General features: G+C 46.4%; 20 protein-coding genes and 1 pseudogene. 12 read left to right on the top strand and 9 right to left on the bottom strand.

Annotated elements, in window-relative coordinates:
- The first annotated feature begins 165 nt into the window (after positions 1-165).
- From recC to recD, 3 genes are all read left to right on the top strand, one after another.
- Entirely contained in the window at positions 166-3,657 is a 3,492-nt protein-coding gene (gene recC / locus OU793_RS00455) for an exodeoxyribonuclease V subunit gamma (RefSeq protein WP_159404035.1), read from the top strand.
- A 327-nt stretch (positions 3,658-3,984) separates the two neighbouring features.
- Positions 3,985-7,659 carry an exodeoxyribonuclease V subunit beta gene (gene recB / locus OU793_RS00450; protein ID WP_193237423.1) on the top strand — a complete coding sequence of 1,225 codons (3,675 nt, stop codon included), beginning with the start codon at positions 3,985-3,987 and terminating at the stop codon, positions 7,657-7,659.
- Complete coding sequence (recD, locus tag OU793_RS00445) at positions 7,659-9,806, top strand: exodeoxyribonuclease V subunit alpha (protein ID WP_140103629.1); 2,148 nt, start codon at positions 7,659-7,661, stop codon at positions 9,804-9,806. Before recB ends, recD begins: the two co-directional genes overlap by 1 nt.
- A gap of 36 nt (positions 9,807-9,842) precedes the next feature.
- On the opposite strand, the gene OU793_RS00440 is transcribed toward recD, so the two are convergent.
- Positions 9,843-10,031: a hypothetical protein gene (locus OU793_RS00440; protein WP_011106047.1), complete on the bottom strand. Its 189-nt coding sequence runs from the start codon at positions 10,029-10,031 to the stop codon at positions 9,843-9,845.
- Between the two features lie 348 nt (positions 10,032-10,379).
- The gene (gene argA, locus OU793_RS00435) at positions 10,380-11,717 is read right to left on the bottom strand and encodes an amino-acid N-acetyltransferase (protein WP_140103630.1); all 1,338 of its coding nucleotides are present in this window, start codon (positions 11,715-11,717) and stop codon (positions 10,380-10,382) included.
- A gap of 164 nt (positions 11,718-11,881) precedes the next feature.
- Between argA and OU793_RS00430 the strand changes: the two genes are divergently transcribed.
- From OU793_RS00430 to OU793_RS00410, 5 genes are all read left to right on the top strand, one after another.
- The gene (locus tag OU793_RS00430; protein ID WP_005456510.1) at positions 11,882-12,337 is read left to right on the top strand and encodes a DUF2850 domain-containing protein; all 456 of its coding nucleotides are present in this window, start codon (positions 11,882-11,884) and stop codon (positions 12,335-12,337) included.
- A gap of 260 nt (positions 12,338-12,597) precedes the next feature.
- Positions 12,598-13,701: a murein transglycosylase A gene (mltA, locus tag OU793_RS00425; protein WP_005456533.1), complete on the top strand. Its 1,104-nt coding sequence runs from the start codon at positions 12,598-12,600 to the stop codon at positions 13,699-13,701.
- A gap of 99 nt (positions 13,702-13,800) precedes the next feature.
- Entirely contained in the window at positions 13,801-14,610 is an 810-nt protein-coding gene (gene tcdA / locus OU793_RS00420; protein ID WP_005494185.1) for a tRNA cyclic N6-threonylcarbamoyladenosine(37) synthase TcdA, read from the top strand.
- Positions 14,611-14,644: 34 nt separating this feature from the next.
- On the top strand, positions 14,645-15,073 hold the full coding sequence (gene csdE / locus OU793_RS00415) for a cysteine desulfurase sulfur acceptor subunit CsdE (RefSeq protein ID WP_005482295.1): 429 nt from the start codon (positions 14,645-14,647) through the stop codon (positions 15,071-15,073).
- A gap of 309 nt (positions 15,074-15,382) precedes the next feature.
- Positions 15,383-16,303 (top strand): sensor domain-containing diguanylate cyclase, encoded by a 921-nt coding sequence (locus OU793_RS00410; RefSeq protein WP_005456666.1) that lies wholly within the window; start codon positions 15,383-15,385, stop codon positions 16,301-16,303.
- Positions 16,304-16,336: 33 nt separating this feature from the next.
- Here OU793_RS00410 and csdA read toward each other — a convergent pair whose 3' ends face one another.
- The 4 genes from csdA to OU793_RS00390 form a co-directional block, all read right to left on the bottom strand.
- Positions 16,337-17,548 (bottom strand): cysteine desulfurase CsdA, encoded by a 1,212-nt coding sequence (gene csdA / locus OU793_RS00405; protein WP_077283292.1) that lies wholly within the window; start codon positions 17,546-17,548, stop codon positions 16,337-16,339.
- The gene (locus OU793_RS00400; RefSeq protein WP_005456692.1) at positions 17,548-18,147 is read right to left on the bottom strand and encodes a DJ-1 family glyoxalase III; all 600 of its coding nucleotides are present in this window, start codon (positions 18,145-18,147) and stop codon (positions 17,548-17,550) included. The genes csdA and OU793_RS00400 overlap by 1 nt, the downstream gene beginning before the upstream one ends.
- Complete coding sequence (panE, locus tag OU793_RS00395; protein WP_031827692.1) at positions 18,144-19,034, bottom strand: 2-dehydropantoate 2-reductase; 891 nt, start codon at positions 19,032-19,034, stop codon at positions 18,144-18,146. The genes OU793_RS00400 and panE overlap by 4 nt, the downstream gene beginning before the upstream one ends.
- 107 nt (positions 19,035-19,141) lie before the next feature.
- Complete coding sequence (locus tag OU793_RS00390) at positions 19,142-19,942, bottom strand: outer membrane protein OmpK (RefSeq protein ID WP_015297182.1); 801 nt, start codon at positions 19,940-19,942, stop codon at positions 19,142-19,144.
- A gap of 323 nt (positions 19,943-20,265) precedes the next feature.
- Here OU793_RS00390 and OU793_RS00385 point away from each other — a divergent pair, with 323 nt between their 5' ends.
- The 4 genes and pseudogenes from OU793_RS00385 to OU793_RS00370 all read left to right on the top strand — a co-directional run bounded on the left by OU793_RS00385 (position 20,266) and on the right by OU793_RS00370 (position 22,922).
- On the top strand, positions 20,266-20,862 hold the full coding sequence (locus tag OU793_RS00385) for an LON peptidase substrate-binding domain-containing protein (RefSeq protein ID WP_015297181.1): 597 nt from the start codon (positions 20,266-20,268) through the stop codon (positions 20,860-20,862).
- 88 nt (positions 20,863-20,950) lie between these two features.
- Positions 20,951-21,640, top strand: a pseudogene (locus OU793_RS00380) (2-dehydropantoate 2-reductase); the annotation flags it as partial.
- Positions 21,641-21,681: 41 nt separating this feature from the next.
- Complete coding sequence (locus tag OU793_RS00375) at positions 21,682-22,266, top strand: RNA polymerase sigma factor (RefSeq protein WP_005456530.1); 585 nt, start codon at positions 21,682-21,684, stop codon at positions 22,264-22,266.
- Positions 22,263-22,922 (top strand): ChrR family anti-sigma-E factor, encoded by a 660-nt coding sequence (locus tag OU793_RS00370; protein WP_021822483.1) that lies wholly within the window; start codon positions 22,263-22,265, stop codon positions 22,920-22,922. The genes OU793_RS00375 and OU793_RS00370 overlap by 4 nt, the downstream gene beginning before the upstream one ends.
- Positions 22,923-23,008: 86 nt before the next feature.
- Here the strand turns inward: OU793_RS00370 and OU793_RS00365 are convergent, their stop codons facing one another.
- From OU793_RS00365 to OU793_RS00355, 3 genes are all read right to left on the bottom strand, one after another.
- Positions 23,009-24,361 (bottom strand): MFS transporter, encoded by a 1,353-nt coding sequence (locus OU793_RS00365; protein WP_005456555.1) that lies wholly within the window; start codon positions 24,359-24,361, stop codon positions 23,009-23,011.
- Positions 24,362-24,432: 71 nt separating this feature from the next.
- Positions 24,433-24,978 (bottom strand): peptidylprolyl isomerase, encoded by a 546-nt coding sequence (locus OU793_RS00360; RefSeq protein ID WP_025541591.1) that lies wholly within the window; start codon positions 24,976-24,978, stop codon positions 24,433-24,435.
- A complete protein-coding gene (locus OU793_RS00355) occupies positions 24,978-25,547 on the bottom strand; it encodes a YajG family lipoprotein (protein ID WP_005456550.1) in 570 nt (189 codons plus the stop codon). The genes OU793_RS00360 and OU793_RS00355 overlap by 1 nt, the downstream gene beginning before the upstream one ends.
- Position 25,548 lies beyond the last annotated feature (1 nt).

Raw genomic sequence — 25,548 nt, 5'->3', positions numbered from 1 at the left:
TATGGCTGTGTAAGATTTTGCTTACGCCTTGAAAAGGTGATGTTTTCTGTCCATTTTGAGCGATATGTAACCTTTTACTTTTTTCAGAACACGAGATCACTGCGGGTTTAAATAGGGCTGTGCTAAGCTAGCTAACAGTTTCAATCGGCGCTCGGTATTCCCAATTTGTTTACTGTTTATCACTCCAACCAAGTTGACGTTCTTAAATCACTCCTTGTCGAACTGATTCGAATCAGTCCGCTGGAAAACCCGTTCGAAAAAGAACAAATTCTGGTTCAAAGTCCGGGCATGTCCCAGTGGCTAAAAATGGAATTGGCCAAAGAGTTTGGTGTTGCCGCGAACATTGATTTTCCGCTTCCTGCTACCTTCATTTGGGAAATGTTTACGCAGGTGTTGCCAGACGTGCCCAAGCGCAGTGCGTTTAACAAAGAAGCGATGACGTGGAAGTTGATGCATCTGCTGCCGGGGCTTCTCAACCAAGAGGTGTTTTCGCCGTTAGCGCAGTACCTCAAAGATGACAGTGACCACTCTAAGCTGTATCAGCTGGCTGAGAAAATTGCCGATATTTTCGATGGTTACTTGGTGTATCGTCCGGAATGGATCGCAAGTTGGGAAGCTGGGCAGAGTGTGCCAGAGCTGGAAGATGAGCATCCGTGGCAGCCGATCTTATGGCAAGCGTTGTACGATCACACAGTGTCATTAGGGCAGTCTCCATATCACCGCGCCAACCTTTATGAGCACTTTATCGACACGTTAGCGAGTTTTAACGGCAATTTTGACCATTTACCTAAGCGTTTGTTTGTTTTTGGCATTTCTTCGTTGCCGCCTCGCTATATGGATGCGCTAAAAGCCATTGGTGAACACATCGACGTGCATCTGATGTTCACCAACCCGTGTCGTTATTATTGGGGTGAAGTTCGAGATCGCAAATATCTGGCTCGTTTGGCGGCGAAACATCGTCAGCACGTTGTGTGGCAGGACGATCACTCGGAAGTGCAAGGTGAAACTGAGCAACTGAAAGGTTCATTGGAAGATAACGTGATCGATGAGCTGCACACCGATGTGGTCGGAAACAGTCTGTTGGCGTCCATGGGTAAACTCGGGCGTGACAATATGTATCTGTTGTCTCAGCTGGAGTCTCATGAAATTGAAGCGTTTGTTGATGTTGAGCGCGACAGTCTGCTCCATCAATTGCAAGCGGATATTCTCAATCTTGAAGAACATCAAGATGACCAACAGATTGAAAACAGTCATCACAAACAAGTGGTTCGCTTGGGTGATAAATCACTCAGCCTGCACGCTTGCCACAGCCCGATGCGTGAAGTGGAAGTGCTGCATGATCAACTATTGGCGATGTTCGATGCTGACCCGACGTTAAAACCGCGCGATATTATCGTGATGGTCGCGGACATCAACGCTTACAGCCCTGCGATTCAGGCGGTCTTTGGTAACGCACCGGGTGAGCGTTTTATTCCCTATTCGATTTCTGACCGAACCGCCGATCAAGAGAGCCCAATTCTCGCCGCATTTATGCAGTTGGTGAACTTACCCAATACGCGCTGTTTGGCATCAGAACTACTCGAACTTCTGGAAACTCCGGCGATATTAAAGCGTTTTGAACTCAGCGAAGATGATTTCTTACAAGCCAAACAATGGGTTGAAGAATCGGGAATTCGCTGGGGGTTGGATGCCAATACCGGACGCGAATTTGAACTGCCGGAAACCCGTCAAAACACATGGCAATTTGGTATTCAACGCATGTTGCTTGGCTACGCGATGCCAGAATCCGCAGGTTTGTTTGAAACCGAGCAAGGCAGTTTATCTCCGTACAACGAAGTGCAAGGCATGGGCGCAGAGCTTGCGGGCAAGTTGGCACACTTTATCCAACAAATTAGCACTTATCGAAGCAAACTTTCTCATGTTCAGACTATTGATGGTTGGCGAGAGACTTTGGTTTCACTGCTGGATGACTTCTTCTCAGTTGAGTTAGAAGGCGAAATGGCGCTCAAATCCATTCGCGATACGCTCAGCCAACTCAAAGAGCAATTAGCTGATGCCGCATTTGATGATGCGTTGTCGCCGTCGATCATCAGCCAATACCTTCAAAACAAATTATCTGGCACACGAGTCAGCCAGCGCTTCCTAGCTGGTCAAGTGAACTTTTGTACCCTGATGCCGATGCGCTCTATTCCGTTTAGAACCGTTTGTCTGCTGGGGATGAATGACGGCGTGTACCCGCGTTCCATGCCGCCAGAAGGCTTTGACTTGATGACGGGAAGAGCCAAACCGGGCGACCGTTCGCGCCGAGATGATGACCGTTACCTATTCCTCGAAGCGATGTTGTCTGCACAGCAAACGCTCTACATCAGTTATGTTGGCCGTTCAATCCAAGACAACACCGAGCGAGTGCCTTCGGTTCTGGTTTCTGAGCTGATGGAATACTGCCACCAAAACTATTGTTTAAGTGGTGATGAAGCGTTGCCCGTTGATGAGTCTGGCGACAACTTATTAAATGCGTTGGTGAATACCCACGCCATGGTGCCGTTTAGCCCAAGTGCGTTCCAAGGCACGCACGCCAGCTACGCGAAAGAGTGGATTCCAGCGGCATTGACTCAAAGTAGTCAATCGCAAGGCTATGTTCGTCGTGATTTTAATCGGGCATTAGACGACTATCTGTTAGGAGCGACGTACCCACTTGAGCTCGACTTAGTCGAGTTGCAACGTTTCTGGCGCTTACCTGTGCAGTATTTTTTCAATCGTCGTTTAAAAGTAATCTTTGAACCGCCACTGCCGGTGATGGAAGACGACGAACCCTTTGTTTTAGGTGGTTTGGAAAGTTATCAAATGCGTGATGAGCTGTTAGAAACCTTGCTTGAAACGACATTGACGCAGCCAGAGAAAAAAGCAGAGGTGCTTAAACACTTTATGAGTCAACAGCGCGCGCAAGGCAAACTGCCGGTGGGGGCGTTTGGTGATATCGAATTTGAAACCAACCGAGTTCAGGCGGAAGAGCTGGTGGATAAACTGGCGTTTTTATCTGGTGCGCCTAAAGACGATTTGGAAATCGACCTGACGTTTGATTCCTTGTTTGAGCGAAATGAAGGCGAAGAGAAAAACGTTCGTCTGACAGGTTGGCTGACTCAATGCTACCAATCCGGTTTGATTCGCTATCGAAGCGGTAAGATTCGAGCTCAGGATTACCTTGCTGCGTGGATCGATCACCTTGCCATGTCGGCGTCGGGTCATGCTAAGAAAACTCACATCATTGGTTACGATCGTAGAGAAGGCGCGCTGCATTTGATCTACCCAGAAATTGCCGATGCGCAGTATGCCAAACAGCTACTGACTGAATTAGTTCGCTTGTTCTTCGAAGGCATGACTAAGCCTTTGCCTTATTTCCCGAAAACGGCGTTGGCTTGTGTTGAAGCGGGCTTTAGCCGCGGTCAGTGGGTCGATGACGAAGAGAAATCTTTGAAGAAAATGGCTGACGCATTCAATGATGGCTTCATGAGCCCGGGCGAAGGCAATAATGCGTACATCTCTCGAATTTGGCCTGCTTGGAATGATGAGTTGGCCTCAGAAGTTCGTTTGCTGACAGCATTAGTTTTGCAAGGTGCGCGCTTAGCGGTTCAAGACGCTGATGACGTAAAAGCGTAATAAAGACAGTTGGATAAAGAGAAGGAAGAGTAGGGTGGCCGCCAGAAAATCATTATTTTTTGTAGGGCGTTCGCTGTACGGCCACAAGGTCAGAGGGACCATGATACTTTTGTTTAATTCATTTGAGTTGTGTCGCCAAAAAGGTTTGGCTTATCTCGTGGGGCGCATACTAACGGTACGTCTTATGGATAACCGTGAGAAAGATCTCACAAAGCTCTAAATTATCCAACTTGTTAAACATATTAATAGAATTTTTAACTATAGATCACATTTATTAGGTGATACGTCCTAGTAAATAATCCGGAGAGATTCAGCGTTATGGATCAAATGTCAGGTGCAGAGTGCCCTCTACATACGTTAGACCGCACAGAGCAACCTCAACCAACGCCACTAGAACCGATGACGTTTCCTCTGCACGGTGCGAGGTTAATCGAGGCATCAGCAGGTACAGGTAAAACCTTCACTATTGCAGGTTTATATCTGCGCCTTTTGCTTGGTCACGGCAGCGCGGAAACTCGACATCGCGTACCGCTTACGGTCGACCAAATTCTGGTCGTAACCTTTACCGAAGCGGCAACTGCGGAATTGCGCGATCGTATCAGGGCAAGAATCCATGATGCGCGAATCGCTTTTGCGCGTGGACAGAGTTCCGATCCGGTGATCCAACCTTTGCTTAATGAGTTTGACGATCACAAGCAAGCCGCAGAAATTTTATTGCAGGCAGAGCGTCAGATGGACGAGGCGGCGGTCTACACGATTCACGGTTTTTGCCAACGTATGCTAACGCAAAATGCGTTTGAATCTGGCAGCCGATTTAATAACGAGTTTGTGACCGATGAAAGCCACCTAAAAGCGCAAGTTGTAGCCGATTACTGGCGCCGCAATTTCTACCCATTGCCATTTACTTTGGCGGGAGAAATCCGCCAGCTATGGAGCTCTCCATCTGCGTTGTTGTCTGACATCAGCAATTACTTAACCGGTGCGCCGTTAATCCTTTCTGTTCCTGCAATGAAAGGCAGTTTGGCTGATCTTCATACTGAAAATCTGAAAAAAATTGATGAATTAAAAGCACAGTGGCGAGAAAGCCAAGATGACTTCTTCACGCTGATTTCAGATTCAGATATTAACAAACGCAGCTACACCAAAAAGTCTCTGCCGACGTGGTTGGAGGCGGTTAATGCTTGGGCGGCAACGGAAACCACAGGTTACGATTATCCAGACAAGCTGGAGAAATTCGCGCAAAACGTCTTGTTGGAAAAAACACCGAAAGGCAGTGCGCCGCAGCACGCGGTATTTGAAGCCATTGAAACATTTCTTGCTAACCCAATCAGCTTAAAAGCGCCACTGCTTGCTCATGCGATTGAGCATTGTCGTGTGATGCTGGCCAATGCGAAAAATCAAAAACAGTGGCTCTCTTTCGATGATTTGCTGACGCAACTTTCTGCTTCTATCGATACGGACGAAAGCGAGCTTTTAGCGGCGCGTATTCGTACTTTGTATCCTGTCGCAATGATTGACGAGTTCCAAGATACCGACCCGCTTCAATACAGTATTTTCAGCCGTATTTATCTGAATAATCCGGAATGTGGTTTGTTTATGATCGGGGACCCCAAGCAGGCGATTTATGGCTTTCGTGGCGCAGACATTTTCACCTATATCAAAGCGCGTAACCAAGTAAGTGCCCACTACACGTTAGGAACCAACTGGCGTTCTAGCGCAGATATGGTGCAGGCGGTAAACCAAGTATTTGCTTTGCCAGACAGTCCATTTATCTATGATTCGGATATTCCGTTCTTACCCGTTAGGTACAGTCCCAATGCCGAAAAACGCATTTGGACTATGGGTGGCCAAAAGCAACCGGCGCTGACTTATTGGTTGCAAGAAGCGGACGATAAACCGCTACCAAAAGGCGAGTATTTGACTCGAATGGCAGAGGCGACCGCAAGCCAAATCCAAACTATTTTGACGCAGGCTCAACAGGGGCAAGCGTGTCTGGTGAATGGCGAAAAACAGAAAGCGGTTCAAGCGGGCGATATCGCGGTGTTGGTTCGAACAGGTAGTGAAGGTCGAATGATCAAACAAGCGTTGGCTGATCAAGGCATTGCCAGCGTGTACCTGTCTAACCGAGACAGTGTGTTTACCAGTTCGGTGGCGCAGGATCTACAGCGTTTGCTGCAAGCGGTGCTGACTCCAGAAAATGATCGTGCGCTGCGTGCAAGTCTTGCCTCTGAGCTGTTTGCCCTCGATGCAGCAAGTTTGGATGCGCTTAATAACGATGAAGTCGTGTGGGAAAACGCTGTTAACGAATTCAAAGAGTATCGCAAACTTTGGGTTCAGCGTGGTGTGCTGCCGATGTTGCGCGCAGTGATCAGCAAACGCCATATTGCTGAGCGATTACTAGAAGAGGGTGCAAGCTCACAGGGTGAAAATGGTGAGCGAGTACTTACCGATTTAATGCACATCGGTGAACTGCTTCAACAAGCCAGTAATGAACTGGATAGCGATCACGGTCTGCTGCGTTGGCTCGCTCAGTCTATCAGTGATGCGGAAAACGGTTTGGGTGGCAGTGATGACCAAATCCAACGTTTAGAATCGGAACGTAACTTAGTGCAGATCGTAACTATTCACAAATCAAAAGGCTTGGAGTATGACCTCGTATTTCTGCCGTTTGTGTTCAGCTATCGAGAAGCCAGCGAAGCCAAATATTACGATGCAGCCAGTGACCGCACGGTACTGGATATCACTGGCAACGATGCGTCCATGAAGCAAGCGGATAAAGAGCGTTTGGCGGAAGACTTACGCTTGATATACGTGGCACTAACGCGTGCTGTGTATGCGTGTTTTATTGGAGCCTCGCCTTTGCGCAATGGTTGTTCGACCAAAGAGCCAACTGGCGTACACCGCAGTGCGATTGGCTATTTGATTCAGAATGGTCAAGAAGGTGGCATTAACGATTTGCACCAAGGTTTAACAAAGCAACAAGACGAGCTTGATTGTGTCGTTGTGGCCGATCCGCCGCAGCAACTCGAAGACAACTACGTAGCGCCACAAGAAGAAATACACGATCTTAGCGCGAAAGAGCTGCAAAACCCTATCGACAGAAACTGGCGCATCACCAGTTATTCTGGCTTGGTCAAGCAAGGCTCTCATCACGCCGAGCATGATGCCACGATTGAGATTACGGGCTTTGATATCGACTCATCTGAAGAGCAAGACGAAGCGGATTTGGTGGAGCCAGAGCGTTCTATTTTTACCTTCCCTCGCGGTGCGCGTCCGGGTACGTTCCTGCACAGCCTGTTTGAGGAAATTGAATTTACTCAGCCAGCCACGACGGAAGAGAATACACAAATCATCCTTGGCTTGATGGAAAGCGAACAGCTCGATGAAGAGTGGTTGCCCATTTTACAGCAATTGATTGATACCGTACTCGCAACTCCGTTGGATGGTAAGTCTTTGCTGCTGAATCAAAAAGCACCGTCGCAACGTTTGGTGGAGATGGAATTTTTGTTGCCGATTGAAGTGTTGTCTGCACCGGCGTTAAACCGAGTCATTCAACGTCACGATCCGTTGTCGGCGAAAGCGGGGGATTTAGGTTTCCAAACCGTGCAAGGTATGCTCAAAGGTTTTATCGACTTGGTGTTTGAACATCAAGGTAAATACTACGTGCTTGACTGGAAATCGAATCATCTTGGCGACGATGTGACGCACTACCATGGTGAGGCTCTGAAATCGGCGATGGCTGATCACCGCTACGATTTGCAGTACCAGATTTATGCGTTAGCACTGCATCGTTTCCTACGCAGCCGATTGGCGAATTATCAATATGAGCAGCACTTCGGTGGCGTGTATTACTTGTTCTTGCGCGGCATGGATGGGCAGAGTGACCACGGCATTTTTGCCGCGAAACCAACCTTAGAGTTCTTACAAGAGATGGATCGTTTGATTGATGGTCAAGTACTTGAAACGCGCTCAACTCAAGCCGGGCAGATGGAGCTACTTTAATGACGACAAATCACAATCTTCATTCTGACCAAGATAGCCTATTGGCAGTGTTGGAACGCTTGGCGCACAAAGGTGCTATTCGTCAGCTCGACTACCAATTCGCCTGTTTTATTGATTCTCAAACGCATGATGAACAGTCGGACAGTCAAGCATTGGCGTTTATCGCTGGTGTTGTCAGTAGTGAGCTTGGCAAAGGACATATCTGTCTGTCTCTGTTCGATGCACAAGGGCAATCTACGGATTTAGCCAGTAAGCTAGGGCTGTTTGGTGAGTCGGCATTGGCGCTCAACACACAGTTGCAAGGCATAGACTGGATTCAAGTATTAAAAAATTCCACCGTGGTCGGCGCGCAAGGAGAAGCCTTACCGCTGATGTTCGATGGCGAGCGTCTGTATCTGCACCGCTATTGGCATTATGAAGTGACACTGGCGGAAAAGCTCAATCAGTTGGGCGCCGCAGTTAACTTGCAACCACAAGAGTTTGCGCGATTATCCGAGTTGCTCAACCATTTGTTTGCGCGCCAATACCATTTTCTATTTAACGCGTTAGGCAAAGCAGTAGAAGCGGGAAGCAGCAACCAAGTGTTGCGTCAGCAATTGGTGTGTGACCACCTTGATGTGGTCGCAAGCGAATCGTTGGATTGGTACGCCATTGATTCCGTGCTTAGCAATGCGCGCAAAGTTCAAGATTTGCAAACACTGGATGAACTCGTACCACTCTCAGCTTGTGTGAACTGGCAAAAAGTCGCGGCGGCGGTTGCGTTAACTCGTCGATTTGCTGTGATTTCTGGTGGCCCAGGTACGGGTAAAACGACGACAGTAACCAAATTGCTTGCTGCTTTAATTGAACAGGCGACGCACGAGAAAAATCTAACCATCAAGCTGGTGGCCCCAACGGGGAAAGCGGCGGCGCGATTAACCGAGTCCATTGGTAAAGCAGTGCAAGAACTGCCAGTTTCTCCGGAGCTAAAAGCCAAAATTCCGACTGAATCGAGTACCTTACATAGGTTGCTGGGCGCGATTCCTAATAGCGCAGAATTTCGTCACAACAAGCAAAATCCACTGCATTTGGATATTTTGGTTATCGACGAAGCGTCGATGGTTGATTTACCAATGATGTACAAAGTGGTCGATGCCTTACCGAAGCATGCGCGGCTGATTTTGTTAGGTGATAAAGACCAACTTGCCTCAGTTGAAGCAGGGGCTGTGTTGGGTGATATCTGTTCGTTCCATGCATTGGGTTATGGCAAAGAGCAGGCGTCAGCCATCGCAAAACTGACAGGTTTCGATACTTTAGCCCATACGGGGAACAGTGCCTCCAGCATTGCCGATAGCTTATGTATGCTGCAAAAGAGCTACCGATTTGACGCTCGCTCAGGCATTGGTCAGTTGGCAAAAGCGGTTAACTCAGGTTCTGCTGCGAGCGTAGATAGCGTCTGGGCGCGTGACTTTTCCGATATCGAACATTTCGCACTAAGTAGTCAACATTACAACCAAATGATGCAGACGTTGGTGCAGGAATACGGTCGTTACCTCAAACGCATTGGACAACAGGAAACTGATCCTAAAACCGGAGAGCCAGAGTCGCTAACGCACAAAGCCAAAGCGGTGTTAGATACTTTCAACCAATGCCGACTGCTGTGCGCGATCCGTGAAGGTGACTTTGGTGTGGCTGGGCTAAACCAGCGCATCGAGAAAGCGCTCGCGGCGCGCAAGTTCATTCAAGTTCAGGATGAAATTTGGTATCACGGCAGACCCGTCATGGTTACGCGTAATGATCACGGTTTAGGTTTGTATAACGGTGATATTGGTATTTGCATGCGAGATGACACTGAAGAAGAACCGCGTTTGAAAGTCTTTTTTGAGTTACCTGACGGCAGTGTGAAATCGGTCTTACCGAGCCGAGTACCTGAACATGAAACGGCTTACGCCATGACCATCCATAAATCGCAAGGTAGTGAATTTGATTACACCCTGATGATTTTGCCCCCAGACTTTAGCCCGATATTAACCCGTGAGTTGATTTACACAGGCATTACCCGCGCGAAGAAGCGTTTAGCTCTTTATGCCGAGCTCAATGTTCTGAAGCGAGGCATTAAAGTGAAAACTACTCGCGCGAGTGGATTAGTACAGCGGCTTACTAACTAAAACAAGAAGACACCGAGCTTATGGCTCGGTCTTCTTTTATGTACGTTGTGCAAAGGCATCGGTAAAAGACACGCTGCGTATTTTGTATTGCTGTTGGTAAGTAAGGATAAAGTCTCGAATGGCGTCATTCACCGGAAAAACACAGTGAACATCTAGGCCTTCTAAAAACTGATTGTCAGCCATATCCCAGAAACTTTGAAGCGAATTACAAATGATTGTTCTCATAACAGTGCTCGTCTCGGCTTATTGAAAGTCAGATTAACAACTGTCCTTGGTGTGCAATGCGGGCTAACTAGTTATCGACTGCCCAGCATTTTAGGGTGAAGGCTACGTATCATCACCTAGATCCATTTGCATTGGTTAAAAACCAATCACTAGCGCGCAGAGTATAGCCAACAGTGTGTATATTGAAAAGGTAAAAATGGAACTAAAATCAATGTAATGCTTTGCATATCTAAATTAATGGTATTACTGCTTATGATTCATGGCTTTATTGTTGAGAGAGTCGGAGCATGGCGTTCCAAACCTCGGATTGAGGATTCAGAACGCATCTGTTAATCATGTTGAGTTTGTTTATAAGTCTAACGCTAAGATTTTGGACTTACGCTGAAAGTTGTACAGCCCTTGTTTGGCTCCTGGCAAGTAATCGACTCCAACTTCGTAGAATCCTTGCTCTCTAAACCAATGTAGACTGTGGGTGGTAAGGACAAAAATCTGGTTGATGTTTTCTGATTTTGAACGATGCTTCATGTAGTTCAGCAGCAACAAACCTCGGTTGCCATCCCGATAGTCTGGGTGAATAGCAACACAGGCCATTTCAGCTTTTCGTTCTTCAGAATATGGGTATAAAGCTGCGCATCCGATGATTAAGCCATCTTTTTCAATGATGGTGAATTTACCAATCTCTTGCTCTAGCTGTTCTCTCGAACGCCTGACCAAAATGCCTTGTTCTTCCAATGGATGAATCAATTCCAAAATGCCGCCGATGTCATCAATACCAGCTTGACGAACTTGCTCTGCGCTCGCCATGACGACTTGAGTTCCGATACCGTCAAACGAGAACAACTCCTGAATCAAAGCCCCATCTACTTTGTAGCTGATGAGATGGCTACGTGGGACGCCAGCGCGACAAGCGGCGATGGAACCTTTGAGGAAACGCAAAGTGCCCGCGTTGTAATCGGAATCTGAAGCGTGGTTTTCTGAAAGCGTTTTGATAACGTGCTCTGCCTCGATAGGCAGCAACTCTGCGACGGCATTGCCATTGTCGTCAATCACGCCTTGTTCAGAGCAGAAACCAATCAGTTTGTCTGCGCCTAATTTGATCGCCAGTTGCGTCGCGACTTCTTCAGAAAGCAAGTTAAAACATTCGCCTGTCACGGAGCTCGCAATGGGGCCAAGTAGCACAATAGAGCCTTGGTCGAGCGTACGATTAATCGCGTCGGTGTCAATGCGGCGAATGCGTCCACTGTGGCAGTAATCGACACCGTCATCTACGCCAAGTGGCTGTGCAATGACAAAGTTGCCACTGACTACATTCAGTTGTGTGCCAGCCATTGGGGTGTTGTTTAAGCTCATTGAAAGGCGTGCGGTAATGGCTAGTTGAAGCTGCCCAGCAGCTTGCATAACTACCGATAGTGCCGCTTCGTCGGTAATTCGGATGTTTTTGTGGTATGGCGTAGTAAGGTCTTGTTTTTCAAGTAATTGATTGATTTGTGGACGAGCGCCATAAACGACAACGACTTTGATGCCTAAACTGTGCATCAAAGCAATATCATTGATTATATTGCCAAAATTATTATGAGCGACCGCTTCACCTCCCAGCATGATCACCATGGTCTTCCCACGGTGAGCGTTGACGTAAGGGGTTGATTGGCGGAATCCTTTTACGAGAGCGGTACTACGAATTTTCACTACAGCCATTCCTTGTGTTTATTTATGCTTAAATGATGTCTTTTTATTCAATTGATGGCAAGGCAATTTTTTGGAATAAAGCACAAACATCTGGAGTACGGTGCTTTGTCCAGTTTGGTTATGGAGGTTACAATACGCGCGTCTATTTCAAATAAGTGAACCTCATGTCTTCAGTTGTAAATAAGAATGCTGCGATCACTGCTCAAAACGAGTCTAATTCATCCACAAAATCGTCACTTCGCAAGTGGGCGGAACGTTCTCTCATGCTAATGGCAGTGCTGGGTACGGTCATTGTTTGTATGCTGTATGGCGATTTGATCACTCGGTACATTAACCCTCCCATTTCTAAATCAATAATTTATGGCCGCTGGGTTGAGCAAGATGTAGCGCCTTACTCGAGGGAAGAGTTTGTGCTTAGTGAAAGGGGCGTGACCGTTAATGGCTCGACCATTGCAACCGATTTTGAGTTTGATGGCGATTCGTTCTCATACAAAGTCGGTTCGACCGTGCGCCATTTTGATTTTGTCGGAAAACAACATACAGAAATGAAGTTGGATGCGCGGGCGCACTATCTTCCGGTCTTTCGTCTTGAAGGGCACGCTGGCATCGCTGTTCGTTAAATACTGTGTTTTCTATTTGAGCATTCGCCATTGCGCGAGTGCTCAACATTCCTATCTTTTTGATATCCACATCAGTTCAGACATTGTCTGGACAATTTCGTAAATATTCTCCTGTTATCATGTTGTTCGTCCCGAAATGGATGATTTAACAACAAGTAAACGGATTGGCTTAGTGTTGAAACATTTTGTCGTCGCTTTTCAATTGCGTCGTTTGCATTTGTTTGCCATCCTTTTGCTATTCTTTTTTACGGAAAAATCACGTGTTAAAAAAACTCCTTCCTATTATTTCTTTGAGTCTGCTATTTGGTTGTGCTCAACAAAATGATCGCGCTCAGCAATATCTCGATGGTGAGTTCCCTCAGATCCTAAATAAAGTGGATGTAGTTGAGTCCAACAAACCACGCGATTTTACTGAGTTTAATAAGCAAGCTGAGCAAGTGGTGATGAAGTCACCATCCATGGCGAAGATTTACCAACCGCTTTACCAAAGACTGAGTGAGTGGGCGCAGCAAAGCGGAGACACCAGCGCGTTGAGTGCGTTTGGCATTCAAGCTGCGCAATTGGGTGGTGGTGATAAAAAAGGTAATGTGTTGTTTACCGGATACTTTTCTCCCGTGATGGAGCTTCGTCATACACCAAACGACATTTTTAAGTACCCAGTTTACGGTAAGCCGAACTGCACATCAGATTGTCCGACTCGCGCGGAGATCTACAATGGGGCATTAGATGGCCAAGGTTTAGTGCTTGGTTATGCGCCAAATCGTATTGACCCGTTTATGATGGAAGTGCAGGGCAGTGGCTATGTGCATTTTGAAGATGATGATACGTTGGAGTACTTTGCGTACGCAGGGAAAAACAACAAAGCTTACGTCAGCATTGGCCGCATTTTGATTGAACGTGGTGAAGTGCCGCGTGAAAAAATGTCCCTCAAAGCGATTAAAGAGTGGGTGATGGACAACGACGATGCAACAGTGCGCGAGCTGTTGGAGCAAAATCCTTCTTACGTTTTCTTTGCACCAAAAGCGGAAGCGCCTGTAACAGGCTCGGCTGGTATTCCGTTGTTGCCAATGGCCGCTGTCGCGGGCGATCGTTCTATCTTACCAATGGGCACGCCAATCTTGGCGGAAGTGCCGTTGTTGAATGCCGATGGTACTTGGAGCGGCGCTCACCAACTGCGAATGCTGATCGTGTTAGACACAGGTGGTGCGGTAAAACAAAACCATTTGGATCTGTATCATGGCATTGGTGCTAGAGCAGGGACAGAAGCTGGGCATTACAAGCATTTTGGTCGAGTGTGGAAACTTGGGCTGGAAAACTCACCAACTCAAGCGCCTTGGGCTTTACCGCCAGAAAAGCTACAATAGCCATCCAAGAAAGAGGAACCCCCTCTTATCTAGACATTTCATCAAAGAGTGCGTATAAATCGCACTCTTTGTTTTTCTATCGATCATCTGGACTTCAATATGCGTGAACTCGATACCCCTGCATCTGACAGTTACAACCAACGCTTTGGCGGCACACGCCGTCTTTACGGCAATAGTGAAGTGGACATTCTTCGCGCTGCACACGTTTGTGTGATTGGTATTGGTGGTGTCGGTTCATGGGCGGTGGAAGCGCTGGCTCGTACGGGGATCGGTGAGCTGACTCTAATTGATATGGACGATGTTTGTGTCACGAACATTAACCGCCAAATTCATGCGATGACGGGTACCGTTGGTCAAAGCAAAATTGAAGTGATGGCTGAGCGCGTCAAGTTGATCAACCCGGAGTGTAAAGTTAATCTGATTGATGATTTCATTACGCCAGACAATCAACATGAGTACTTAAGTAAAGAGTTTGATTACGTGTTGGATGCGATTGATAGCGTAAAAGCGAAGGCGTCTTTGCTGGCGTATTGCCGCAGCAACAAGATCAAAGTGATCACCACGGGTGGCGCTGGTGGTCAGGTCGATCCAACGCAGATCATGGTCGCTGATTTAACGAAAACGATTCAAGATCCTTTAGCGAAGAAAATCAAAGACACTTTACGTCGTCATCATAACTTCCCTAAGAATCCGGCTCGTAAGTTTGGTATTGATTGCGTGTTTTCAACCGAGCAGCTGAAGTATCCTCAAGCAGACGGTTCAGTGTGTGGTGTGAAGTCGACAGCGGACGGTCCAAAACGTATGGATTGTGCTAGCGGATTTGGTGCGGCAACTGTCGTAACCGCGACGTTTGGCTTTGTTGCGGTATCGCGAATCGTTGAGAAGCTGATTCAAAAACACAAGAAGTAGTTCAGCCAAAAAGCATCAAACAGAAGGGCACATTATGATCGATTTTCCTGCATCTCCATTTGGAACAGAAATCACCAGCGAAGATATTGTCGCAACGATGCAGCAATTTAAAGGCTGGGAAGATCGTTACCGTCAGGTCATTCAGTGGGGTAAAAAGCTGCCACAAATGCCAGAAGAGCTGAAATCAGAACAAGTTACAGTATCAGGTTGCGAAAGCTTGGTGTGGTTAGTGAGCCAAGCGCAAAATGGCGTGTGGCATTTTTGTGCAGACTCCGATGCGCGTATTGTACGGGGATTAATTGCGTTGGTGATGGCGGCTTATGACGGTAAAACGGCCGATCAAATTCAAGCGTTTGATATTGATGATTATTTTGAGCAGCTGGGACTCATCGCGCATTTAAGCCCATCACGTGGTAATGGCCTGAAAGCTATTGTTGAGCAGATTAAGCACACTGCCGTGTAATGAGCCATTTCCCCAATTTTTAAAAAACGCCGAATAGCTTAGCTGTTTGGCGTTTTTTGTATCTGAGTTGAGACGTTTTTTGCGTGTGAATAAAAAATATGCAAATAGTCGACTATTTTGACTTTAATTGACCTTTCTATTGATCCAGATTCATTATATTGCCCACTTGGTTTTTATAGACTCAATTGTATTTAAAATTTGTCTATATTAGATAATAGACATATGCCCCATTCGCTTCTATTCCCCAATGTTGAAACACATTTGGAGGCGATTGGGTTACTTAGATACAAACGCTAGGAACCTCCCTGTATGCAATTCACCTTGGAACATGCGCAAGACGTGTTATCCGGAATGCCTGACCCCACTTTTATTTTGAGTGAAGATGGTATCTATATTGATGTTTTTGGAGGAACAGACAAAAAAGCCTATCACGATGGAAGCAATTTGATAGGTAAGACGCTGCACAGTGTACTTGAGAAAGAGCAAGCCGACTGGTTTATCGAACAGATCAATCGGTCACTCAATCAAGACAGTATTGTGACGATCGAGTACAAGATGTGTGCCGACAGCATTCAGGGAATAGATGCGAACAGTGGGCCAAAAGGCGACCTCTATTACGAAGGGAAAATCTGTCCGCTCACTATAAACTATCAAGGTCGTCGCGTTGTTCTCATTCTTACCCGCAACATTTCCAACCGCCACCGAGTCGAAACCCTTCTTCGCCACCAAAGCCAAATTGACGCTCTCACAAACATCTACAATCGACGTGTTTTTTTCGAAAAGCTCACAGAAGAAGTCATTAAATCCCAAACTCCTGACTACCAATCTGCTTTATTATTGTTTGATTTGGATTTTTTTAAAGTTATCAATGATAAACGTGGCCATGATGCGGGAGATTATGTCTTAGAAACATTAGCCGATTTGGTTTCTCACTTGTTGGTTAAAGACGAGATTTTTGCAAGAGTAGGAGGGGAGGAGTTTGCGATTATCCTGCCAGAAACCTCTCTATCGGCGGCGAAAGAAGTGGGAGAGGAAGTACGTTCCCATATTCAAAATTGCCAGTTTGAATTTGAAAAGATTGAAATTCCGGTCACGGTGAGCGTAGGCGTGGTCAAAATAGGCAGAAATGAAACCACCAAACGCTTGTATGCGCATGCAGATAAAGCGCTTTATGCTGCGAAAAGAAATGGCAGAAATTGCGTGGCGACTCTGGATAGGCAGATGGAGTAACCTTGTTGGTTACTCCAAGTCGAAAGGTGGGCGTTATAACATGTCGACGGCTTTCTCTACGGCGGCGATGAGCCTATCCACATCTTCAGCTGTGTTATAAATACCAAAAGAAACGCGTACCGTTCCTTTGACGTTTAGCGCATCCATCAATGGGTGAGCGCAATGGTGTCCTGCTCGTACCGCAATGCCTTGTTGATCGAGCAGCGTCGCCATGTCTTGGTGATGAACGCCGTCCATTACGAACGTCAGTACAGAGGCATTCGGTTGATAGCCTAGAATATGGATGTCATCCAACGCGTTTAGTGCTTGGTAGGCCTTATCTTGAAGCGCATGGAGATGATCCTCGACTTCGTGATGGTCAAAACCTTGGTACCACTCAATGGCTTTCGCTAAAGCAATCGCGCCCGCTACGTTTGGTGTGCCCGCTTCAAATTTGCCAGGAAGTGCAGAAAAGGTCGTTTTCTCAAAAGAAACGCGTTCAACCATTTTACCGCCGCCGTGCCATGGTGGCATCGCTTCTAACAACTCTAGTTTGCCGTATAGGACGCCAATACCTGCTGGTGCATACAGCTTGTGACCTGAGAAAACGTAAAAATCGATATCTGATGCCGACAAATCTAGCTGCTCGTGCACGATGCCTTGTGCGCCATCAACTACAACTACCGCACCAACGCTGTGCGCTAGCTCGGTGATCTTTTCGATAGGTTGGCGTGTGCCTGTCACGTTGGTTATTTGTGCGCACGCGACGATTTTGCATCGCTCAGAGAGCTTCTGTTCAAACGCCTGCAAGTCAAACTGGCACTCGGGTGTCATTGGCACTTTCACGATTTTCGCGCCAGTTTGTTCTGCCACAATTTGCCACGGCACGATGTTGGCGTGGTGTTCCATCTCGCTAATCAAGATCTCATCGCCCGGTTGTAAGGTGCTGCGAGCGTAAGTTTGTGCAATTAAGTTAAGTGCTTCGGTCGCGCCTCGCGTCCAAATGATTTCTTTAGAGCTGTTTGCACCAATAAACGTTGCTAAGGCTTCGCGAGCGGCTTCAAACTGGCTAGTCGCGTTTGCTGTCAAACTGTGGCTACCACGATGTACGTTAGCATTTTGCGCGCTATAGTAATGGCTGATGACATCAATGACGCACTGCGGTTTTTGTGTTGTTGCTGCGCTATCAAGGTAAACCAAAGGCGATTGGTTTACGTCTTGATTTAGAGCCGGGAACTGTTCGCGTACAGCGTTTACGTCAAACATTACTCTTCACCAAATTCGTGATAATGCAGTGTTGGGATAGTGACTAGCGGTTCTGCGACCATCCATCCATGCTCTTTACCGGAAAGTTTGATAATGATTTCCATTGCGAACTCAAGTGCGGTTCCTGGTCCCTGACTTGTCAGTAGGTTGTGATTCACATCCATGGTGACACGTTTAGCTCGCCATTTGTCTTCAGGAATATGAGATTGGAAGCTTGGATGACATGTCATCAACGCATCTGGATACAGGTTGTGGTGTTGCAAAACCAAAGCAGGAGCTGCACAAATTGCCGCCACCAGTTTACCCTCGTACATGTGCTGTTTGAGGATTTCAATCATGACGGTACTGTCGCGGAAAGTTTCTGCTCCGCCAACACCACCAGAAAGAACAATCGCATCAAACTCGTCATCGGCAATATCAACCAGCTTGCAATCCGCGGTCAGTGTTACACCGCGAGAGGCTTTCATTGTCAGTGCACCATCAAATGCAGCACTTGCAACTGTAACGTCATAACCCGCGCGAACCATCAAGTCGATAACGGTGACGGCTTCCATTTCTTCGGTGCCCGGAGCGATTGGCACTAAGATTTTCTTACTCATTCTTCTGTCCAGCTTTGTTCTATTTGTTTGATGCGTTGGTAAAGTTCTAAATTCTCAGGTGTATTGATGCGATGTTTCTCTGCCGCTTTTAGCAAGTACCCAGTGATAAAATCAATTTCGGTCGGGCGCTGATGAAACACATCTTGCCTCATTGAAGAATAGTTCTCAGACGTTGCCCGCACCACTTGCATAATGGTCTCGAAAAGTACGTCGAACTGCGTCGCAATGTCTTCCTTATTCATCACTTCGACAAGTTCTTTCGTGATGTTTTTCAAGGTGTCTTGAAAATCACCGTGTGCAAGGTCGCCATTTTTACATTGATGCAATGCTGTAAGCGGGTTGATTGCACAGTTTATGGCGAGTTTGGTCCACAACGCGGCATTGATGTTTGGGTTCCAAACCACTTCTGGTAAAGCGTGCTGCATAACATCTTGCAAAAACTGGCAATGAGCGCCAGATGCATTAAAGCCGCCAACTTGAGTGATGCCTTGCCCCGTGTGCATTACGAGTTCTTTATTCGGCTTATAAGCACCATGGGTTGTGGTTGCGATAACGACGGGATTTCCGGATAGCATCTCTTCTACCTGCTCGGCCGTACCCATACCATTGTGCATAAGCATAACAATGGCATCGCGATGAATGTGCTCAATAAGAGGTTTGAGTGCCGTGGTCACTTGCCACGCTTTCACCGTGATCAAAATCAAATCCGCTTGTTGTAAAGAGGGAATATGTTGGTTAGGAAACTCCATTGCAGGTGAGTCATCAAGCGTAAGAGAGTGTTGCGGCTCAGACGTTCTGCCCCACACTGATACTTGGTGTCCTGCCAATTGAAATTTTGTTGCCCACAGTGAGCCAATGGCCCCCGGACCTAAAATGAGAATATTCACCAAACGCTCTCAGTAAAAAGGTTTGCTGCAAGGATAATGAGGGGAGAGAGGAAAGCAAATAAAAATGGCGCCAATTGGCGCCATTTTTGGGGAACTTATGGGTTCTATTAGAATTTGTAAGTTACAGCTACGTAGTGACCAAAGCCAGTTGACTTAAGTGCGTCAGAGTCTTTGATACCGTAAACGTCTTTGTAGCCTTTTAGACCGTAACCCACTGCGAAGCGGTCAGAGTGCCAGTAGATACCGTTGAACATTGCGCCACCGTTGCTAGCACTTGAGTATTTCTCTTTCATACCAAATTGGTAATCGATGTAACCTTGGTAAGAAATGAAAGAACCGTTCTCGAAGAAGTAGAATGGTTTGAACCAGTTAGTCGAGATTTGGAAACCGTTCCAATCTTTTTGGTTACCTTGGTAAGTACCGTATAGGTTAACACCTACTTTACCAAACCATGGAACCATTACGTCAGAACCGATACCAACTTTTTGGTTGTTTACTGAGAATGGGTTAGTTTTGTAATCAGTACCATCCCACTCAAATAGCGTTGCAACGTAAAGTTCTTGAACTGGACCGAAAGACAGGTCTTTACCAGTTAGACCGTCGATAGACATACGTGGAGCAAACTTCATGAAGATCTTAGGATCGCCAACTTTGTCGCTGCCTTTGTCTGACGCTAGGTTGAATACGTCAACGTAACCGTAAAGATCGAAAATACCAGAGCGACCGCCGAATTCCATTTCTAGGTAGTCGTGTGAAGACTCTCCTGGAAGTTCGTCAAATGCACCCATTAGGTTGAATTGCATCCACTTGTAATCGTTCTTGTGGATGTCGCCGTCTGAGTAGTCAGCAGCCATTACAGGAGCTGATGTAGCCGCTAGAAGGCTAAGAGCTAGAAGTGATTTACGCATAAGGGGACTCTCTATGTTTGTAATGATTCAGAACACGCAATCTGTGCTGCGCTTTCCAATTGGCGGGAATAATAGCGATAAAAATCGCAAATGAAAGTGATAAAGGGTGCAAAAATGAACGTTTTTAGTGAGGCGTGTCACGAACTTATCTTTATTTACGGAACTTTTTGTTTGTTGCATTAGCTTGCAATAAATATGTGATTTAGATCGTTTGCGTAAGCGATTTTATGACTTTTTAAGCCAGTCGATTAACCAACACAAATCGTTAGTGATCCGAGTAATAAGGCGTTCGTATGAATCGGAGAACCAAAGAGGACGTTTGAATGAAAGAAGTCATGTTATTCCCGCTCACCTCGGTTGTACTACCCGAAGGCAAGATGAATCTGCGTATTTTTGAACCTAGATATAAGCGTATGGTGAAAGAATGTAGTCTGCAAAATGTTGGGTTTGGTGTTTGCCTTGTGGGCAGTGATGGTGATCCAAAAGTGGTGGGAAATGTTTCTTCGATCGGCACTTTGGTCAAGATGGTTGATTTCGAAACGCTTAGTGATGGGCTTCTTGGTATTACAGTCGCTGGTGAGAAACGCTTTGTTATCAAACGAGTTCGTGCGGACTCGGACGGTTTACGCCATGCAGAAGTCGAATGGTTAGACAATTGGCAACATCCAGACAACTCACCAGATTTTTTCTATTTAAGCCAGCAATTATCCCATATTTATGAAGAGTTTCCGCAACTTGGAAACCTTTACCAGCATCGTTTTTACGATGACTCAGCTTGGGTTACCCAGCGCTGGCTTGAATTACTTCCTTTAGACTGCAATCTGTTCGAACAGCTCGTTGGCGCAGAGGACTGTATTCCTGCGTTGCAATTTCTGACAGAAGCCATAGAAGCCCCGACTAACAAAGAGGCAAGGATATGAAAGGATTGAGCTGAGTCTGAGCAGAGCCGCTGCAATATTGGCAATGGCTTTATAGCCGCTTGTGGTTCATCAGACACTGACACAATCGAACATTCCAGCAGGAGACTATCAAGTTAGATTAATCGTGGGCGACTCCGTTGTTTTTGATTCGGGTGCAGTCGCGCTTTCTGCTAACTCCAATTTGACCATTGCAGCTATTAATACTGGTGATTCAAGTAGCTCTTTACTAGTTAAGCAGCTCGTTCTTGATGGTTCCTCCTCTTCTATAATTGAAATCACAGGAAACCAAGCTAAGTTCGAGTCGGGCATCTTGTCGATGGCACTACGAGTCATCAGATAATTGATGTTGATGGATTAAGGTTGATGGCGGGAAAGATGACAGCGTATATGCTGTCGGAGTTGTAAGCCCTTTTATTGCGATAGAGTCTTTAATGGTGAAGACATGAGACGCGCAGTGGCAACCAGTGCGACTTTAAACGTGACTCATGCGGCAGCCAACCCAGTAGCAGAGGTGGTGGATATCTACCTCACAACGTCAGTAGGGATAAAGGGCAGTGATCCAACCATCACAAACTTTGCGTATAAAGAAAGTGCGAAAGGATTGTATGTTGCGGCAGGCACTTACTACGTAACTGTCACCGTCGCAGGCAACCCTGACGCGGTCGCGATCGATTCGCTACCAGTAGACTTAATGAATGGTGTTGTCTACCAAGTGGTTGCTATTGATGACGGAAACAATGGTGGCTTCAATCTTCTCGTTGATGACATCACCGATTAGGAAGAAGGGAGGTGAGAGCCTCCCTATAGTAAAGGCTGATTATGATGAGTGATAGCCCACAAAAATTGGGGCGAAATGAATGGAACGCTTACATGGATAAAGTAAAAGCCAAAGATAGAGAGGCTTTTGCGTTCGTATTCCGTTTTTATGCACCCAAGCTAAAACAGTTTGCCTACAAGCACGTTGGTAATGAGCAAGTTGCTATGGAGATGGTTCAAGAAACCATGGCAACGGTCTGGCAAAAAGCTCATCTTTACGATGGAAAGAAGAGTGCATTATCGACGTGGATATACACGATTATCCGCAACTTGTGTTTTGACTTACTCAGAAAACAAAAGGGTAAAGAGCTTCACATCCATTCTGATGACATTTGGCCATCGGAATATTATCCGCCAGATCTGGTTGATCATTATTCTCCAGAACAAGACATGCTGAAGGAACAGGTGGTGAAGTTTCTTGATATTTTGCCTAAAAATCAGAGAGACGTATTGCAAGCAGTTTATCTCGAAGAACTGCCACATCAGCAAGTAGCGGAACTTTTTGACATACCACTAGGCACGGTGAAGTCTCGGTTAAGACTCGCAGTAGAAAAGTTAAGGCACTCAATGCATACGGAGCAACTATGAACAAACATCCAGATAACAACTTGTTAGAAGCATACGCTTCGGGCAGCATTGATGCGGTTTCTGGTCTTGTGGTCGCCACACATTTAGAGACGTGCGCAAAGTGCCGAGCGTATGTAAACCAAGTAGAAGCAAGTCAAGCAAATACAGTGAGTGAAAGTCCATTAGAGTATTCACATGAGTTTGATGACATGTTTAACGACATTATTAACGCAGAACCTGTGAACGACAATGTGGTGATTCAAGATACAGCTTTCGTCAATGTCGCAGGTAAAAGCTTCGAGCTTCCAAAAACGTTAGTGCGCTTTTCTGATTTGGTGGGATCGTGGCGAAGCTACGGTGGGAAGGTTTTTAGTGCACAAATTGATTTGGGTGAAGATGCTCGAGTGAGCCTGATGTACATCGGCGAAAATGTACAAATCCCACAACACACGCACAGAGGGTTGGAATCCACACTGGTTCTGCATGGTGGATTTAGCGATGAAGACGGGCAGTATGAAGAAGGCGACTTGATGATACGAGATGCCTCAGTGAAACACAGCCCCTTTACTCAGGAAGGTGAAGACTGTTTGTGTTTAACGGTACTCACTGAGCCAATGATTTTCACGCAAGGTGTTGCACGAATCTTCAACTTGTTCGGCAAAGGGCTTTACCCGTAAGCTTCGAATCCCGCGTTTTGTATAGAAAAAACCACCGTATTGTGCGGTGGTTTTTTTATTCTTACTTTTGCGCAAATTTGCGGTTGTTAGTGCTTATGCCGCGCTTTTTCCAAAAGATCCGTAAAGTAATGACGCAGTGAATACAACATGATCAAGCTTGGGATCACCATTACGGCTGTGAGAATGAAAAACGTGCTCCAATCATTTAGGTAGTCAACCAATTCACCGCTGAATGACGCTAGCGTGGTTCGTCCAAAGTTTCCTAGCGACGCAAGCAATGCATATTGAGTGGCAGAGAACGCTTGCCCTGTTAATAGAGTCAGAAACGAGACAAAGGCCACAGTGGAAAATGCCGTCGTAAAGTTATCAACGATGATGGTCGCTAAATACAGATGCTCGTTAGGGCCAACAGATGCTATCCAAGCAAACATCAAGTTACTCGCTGACATAGCAATGCCGCCAATCATCAAACCGCGCACGATACCAAACTTCACATTGAACATACTGCCAACGAGAGTAAAGAAGATGGTGGCTCCCCATCCAATCAACTTCGAGTAGTAGCCAATTTGTTCGTTGCTAAAGCCAATGTCTTTGTAGAAAGCAATCGACATGCGGCCCAGGAATGCTTCGCCAATCTTAAACAAGAAGACAAACAGCAACAGGGTTATCGCGACGCGAACACCATTTCGGTTGAAGAAATCGAGGAAAGGCTCAACAACGGTGACCGTAAACCACGCCACAAGTTTTGAACCGACGACTTCTTTGTGTCTTTGTTCCGCTTCGGATTGGAGCTTTTCACGTTGTGTGACTGGTTCGCCCACTAACAAAGTGAACACCATGAGTACCACGACAACGGCTGCCATACCGTAATACACTCCGTTCCAGCCGATAGTATCGGCGTTAACAAACGCCAAGTATCCCGGCAATGAGTAGCCTGTCCACCATCCGATGACTGCCATAGCCGAAGCTTGTGGCAACTTAGATTCTTCCGATTTTGGAAAAGTATCAATTCGGAAAGCGTCGATGGCGATGTCTTGTGTTGCCGATGCCGTTGCAATACACAAGGCGAGCAGAGAGGCGAAAATGAGATTTTCCGCAGGATTGACCCCTGCAATGAATAATGTGGCAACCAGAACAATGCTTTGACAGAAAAAGATCCAACTGCGTCTTTGTCCAAGCAGAGGATACAACAGCGGTAACTTCACTCGGTCGACCAAGGGAGCCCACAGAAAGTTGATCGCATAGACCGCAAAGACACTACCAAAATAGCCGATTGCGGAAAGGGTCAAGCCGGCGTCTTTTAGCCAACCAGACATGTTTGAGCCGATAAGTACCCATGGAAAGCCGCTAGAACAGCCCAACATGAAAACCCACATGAGTCGCTTATCAAGGTAACTTTTTACCGTTTCCAACCAAGTGATGGAAGGTAATGAAGACATAAATCAATCCAATAAAATGAAGCCATGGAACGAGAAAGCCCTTCGAATATTCAAAGGGCTTATGGGTTTGGCTATTTGAGTAGCGTTGCTTTAGTAATGACGATTTGCGTCTCTGGTACATCACGCATTCGACCTACTGTAGTGGTCGGCTGCTGTGCCATTTTTTCGATAACGTCGAATCCTTCAGTCACCTCACCAAATACCGCATAACCCGGTGGGCGAGCACCATAGTTTAGGAAGTCATTGTCGACGAGGTTGACGAAGAATTGGCGAGTTGCAGAGTCTGGTGCATTAGTGCGTGCCATTGCGATGGTTGTGCGGTCATTGTTCAGACCATTATTTCCTTCGTTTTTGATTGGCGCGTATGTTTTTACCATCTGCATGTCTTGGTTAAAGCCACCACCTTGTGCCATGAATCCTGGGATAATACGATGGAAAATCGTACCTTCGTAGCTGCCGTCTTCTACATATTTCAGAAAGTTAGCCACTGTGATTGGCGCTTTTTCTTCATTCAGCTCGACGGTAAATGAACCTAACGTTGTTTCAAACGCCACTTTTGGCCCTGCCCAAACACTGCAGCTAAGTAATGCTAAAGAAAGAATCGCTTTGCGTAACATTAGAAACGCTCCTGCATGTACTGACGAAGCTCTGGGTCGTTAGCAATTTCTTTAAGCGTTAACGTCACTACATCATTCAGTGTTTCTTCAATATCAGAATCTGAAGCGCTTAAAGTGCCAGAGCGTTTTGCAGTACCTGTATAGGTTTTCACCAATTTGCCTTGTGGTGTTTCTGCTGTGATCTCTAGTATCACTTTGGCATCCATTTGGTTTTCCATCACGGAATGTTTGACGTTCACTAGCGCTTCTTGAACATTCAGTTCAATTGCGTTGTTGCTGTTTAAATCAGAGTGGAAACCTTGAGATGAGAACTGTTTCTCTAAAGCTTCTTCTAATGCAATGCGTAAGTTTTGTTTCGCATGAAGTGGTAGAATGTTTGAACGACCGTTATCAACCAAAGCTACGTACTGCGCTGCGCGCACGTCTTTGCTGGTCAAGCTGTATGTTTTGCCTTGTACAATAGGATTGGTGCTCAAGGTGCTTTCAGGCATTAGGTTCAGTTGCGGTTGTTGTGGTGCTGAACATGCAGCAAGCAATGCAACCGAAGCCGCGAGTAACAGTTTTTTCATT

This window comes from Vibrio sp. VP6, assembly GCF_028823755.1.
GTDB classification, from domain to species: domain Bacteria; phylum Pseudomonadota; class Gammaproteobacteria; order Enterobacterales; family Vibrionaceae; genus Vibrio; species Vibrio parahaemolyticus.
This window is presented reverse-complemented; position numbering and strand designations above follow the sequence as displayed.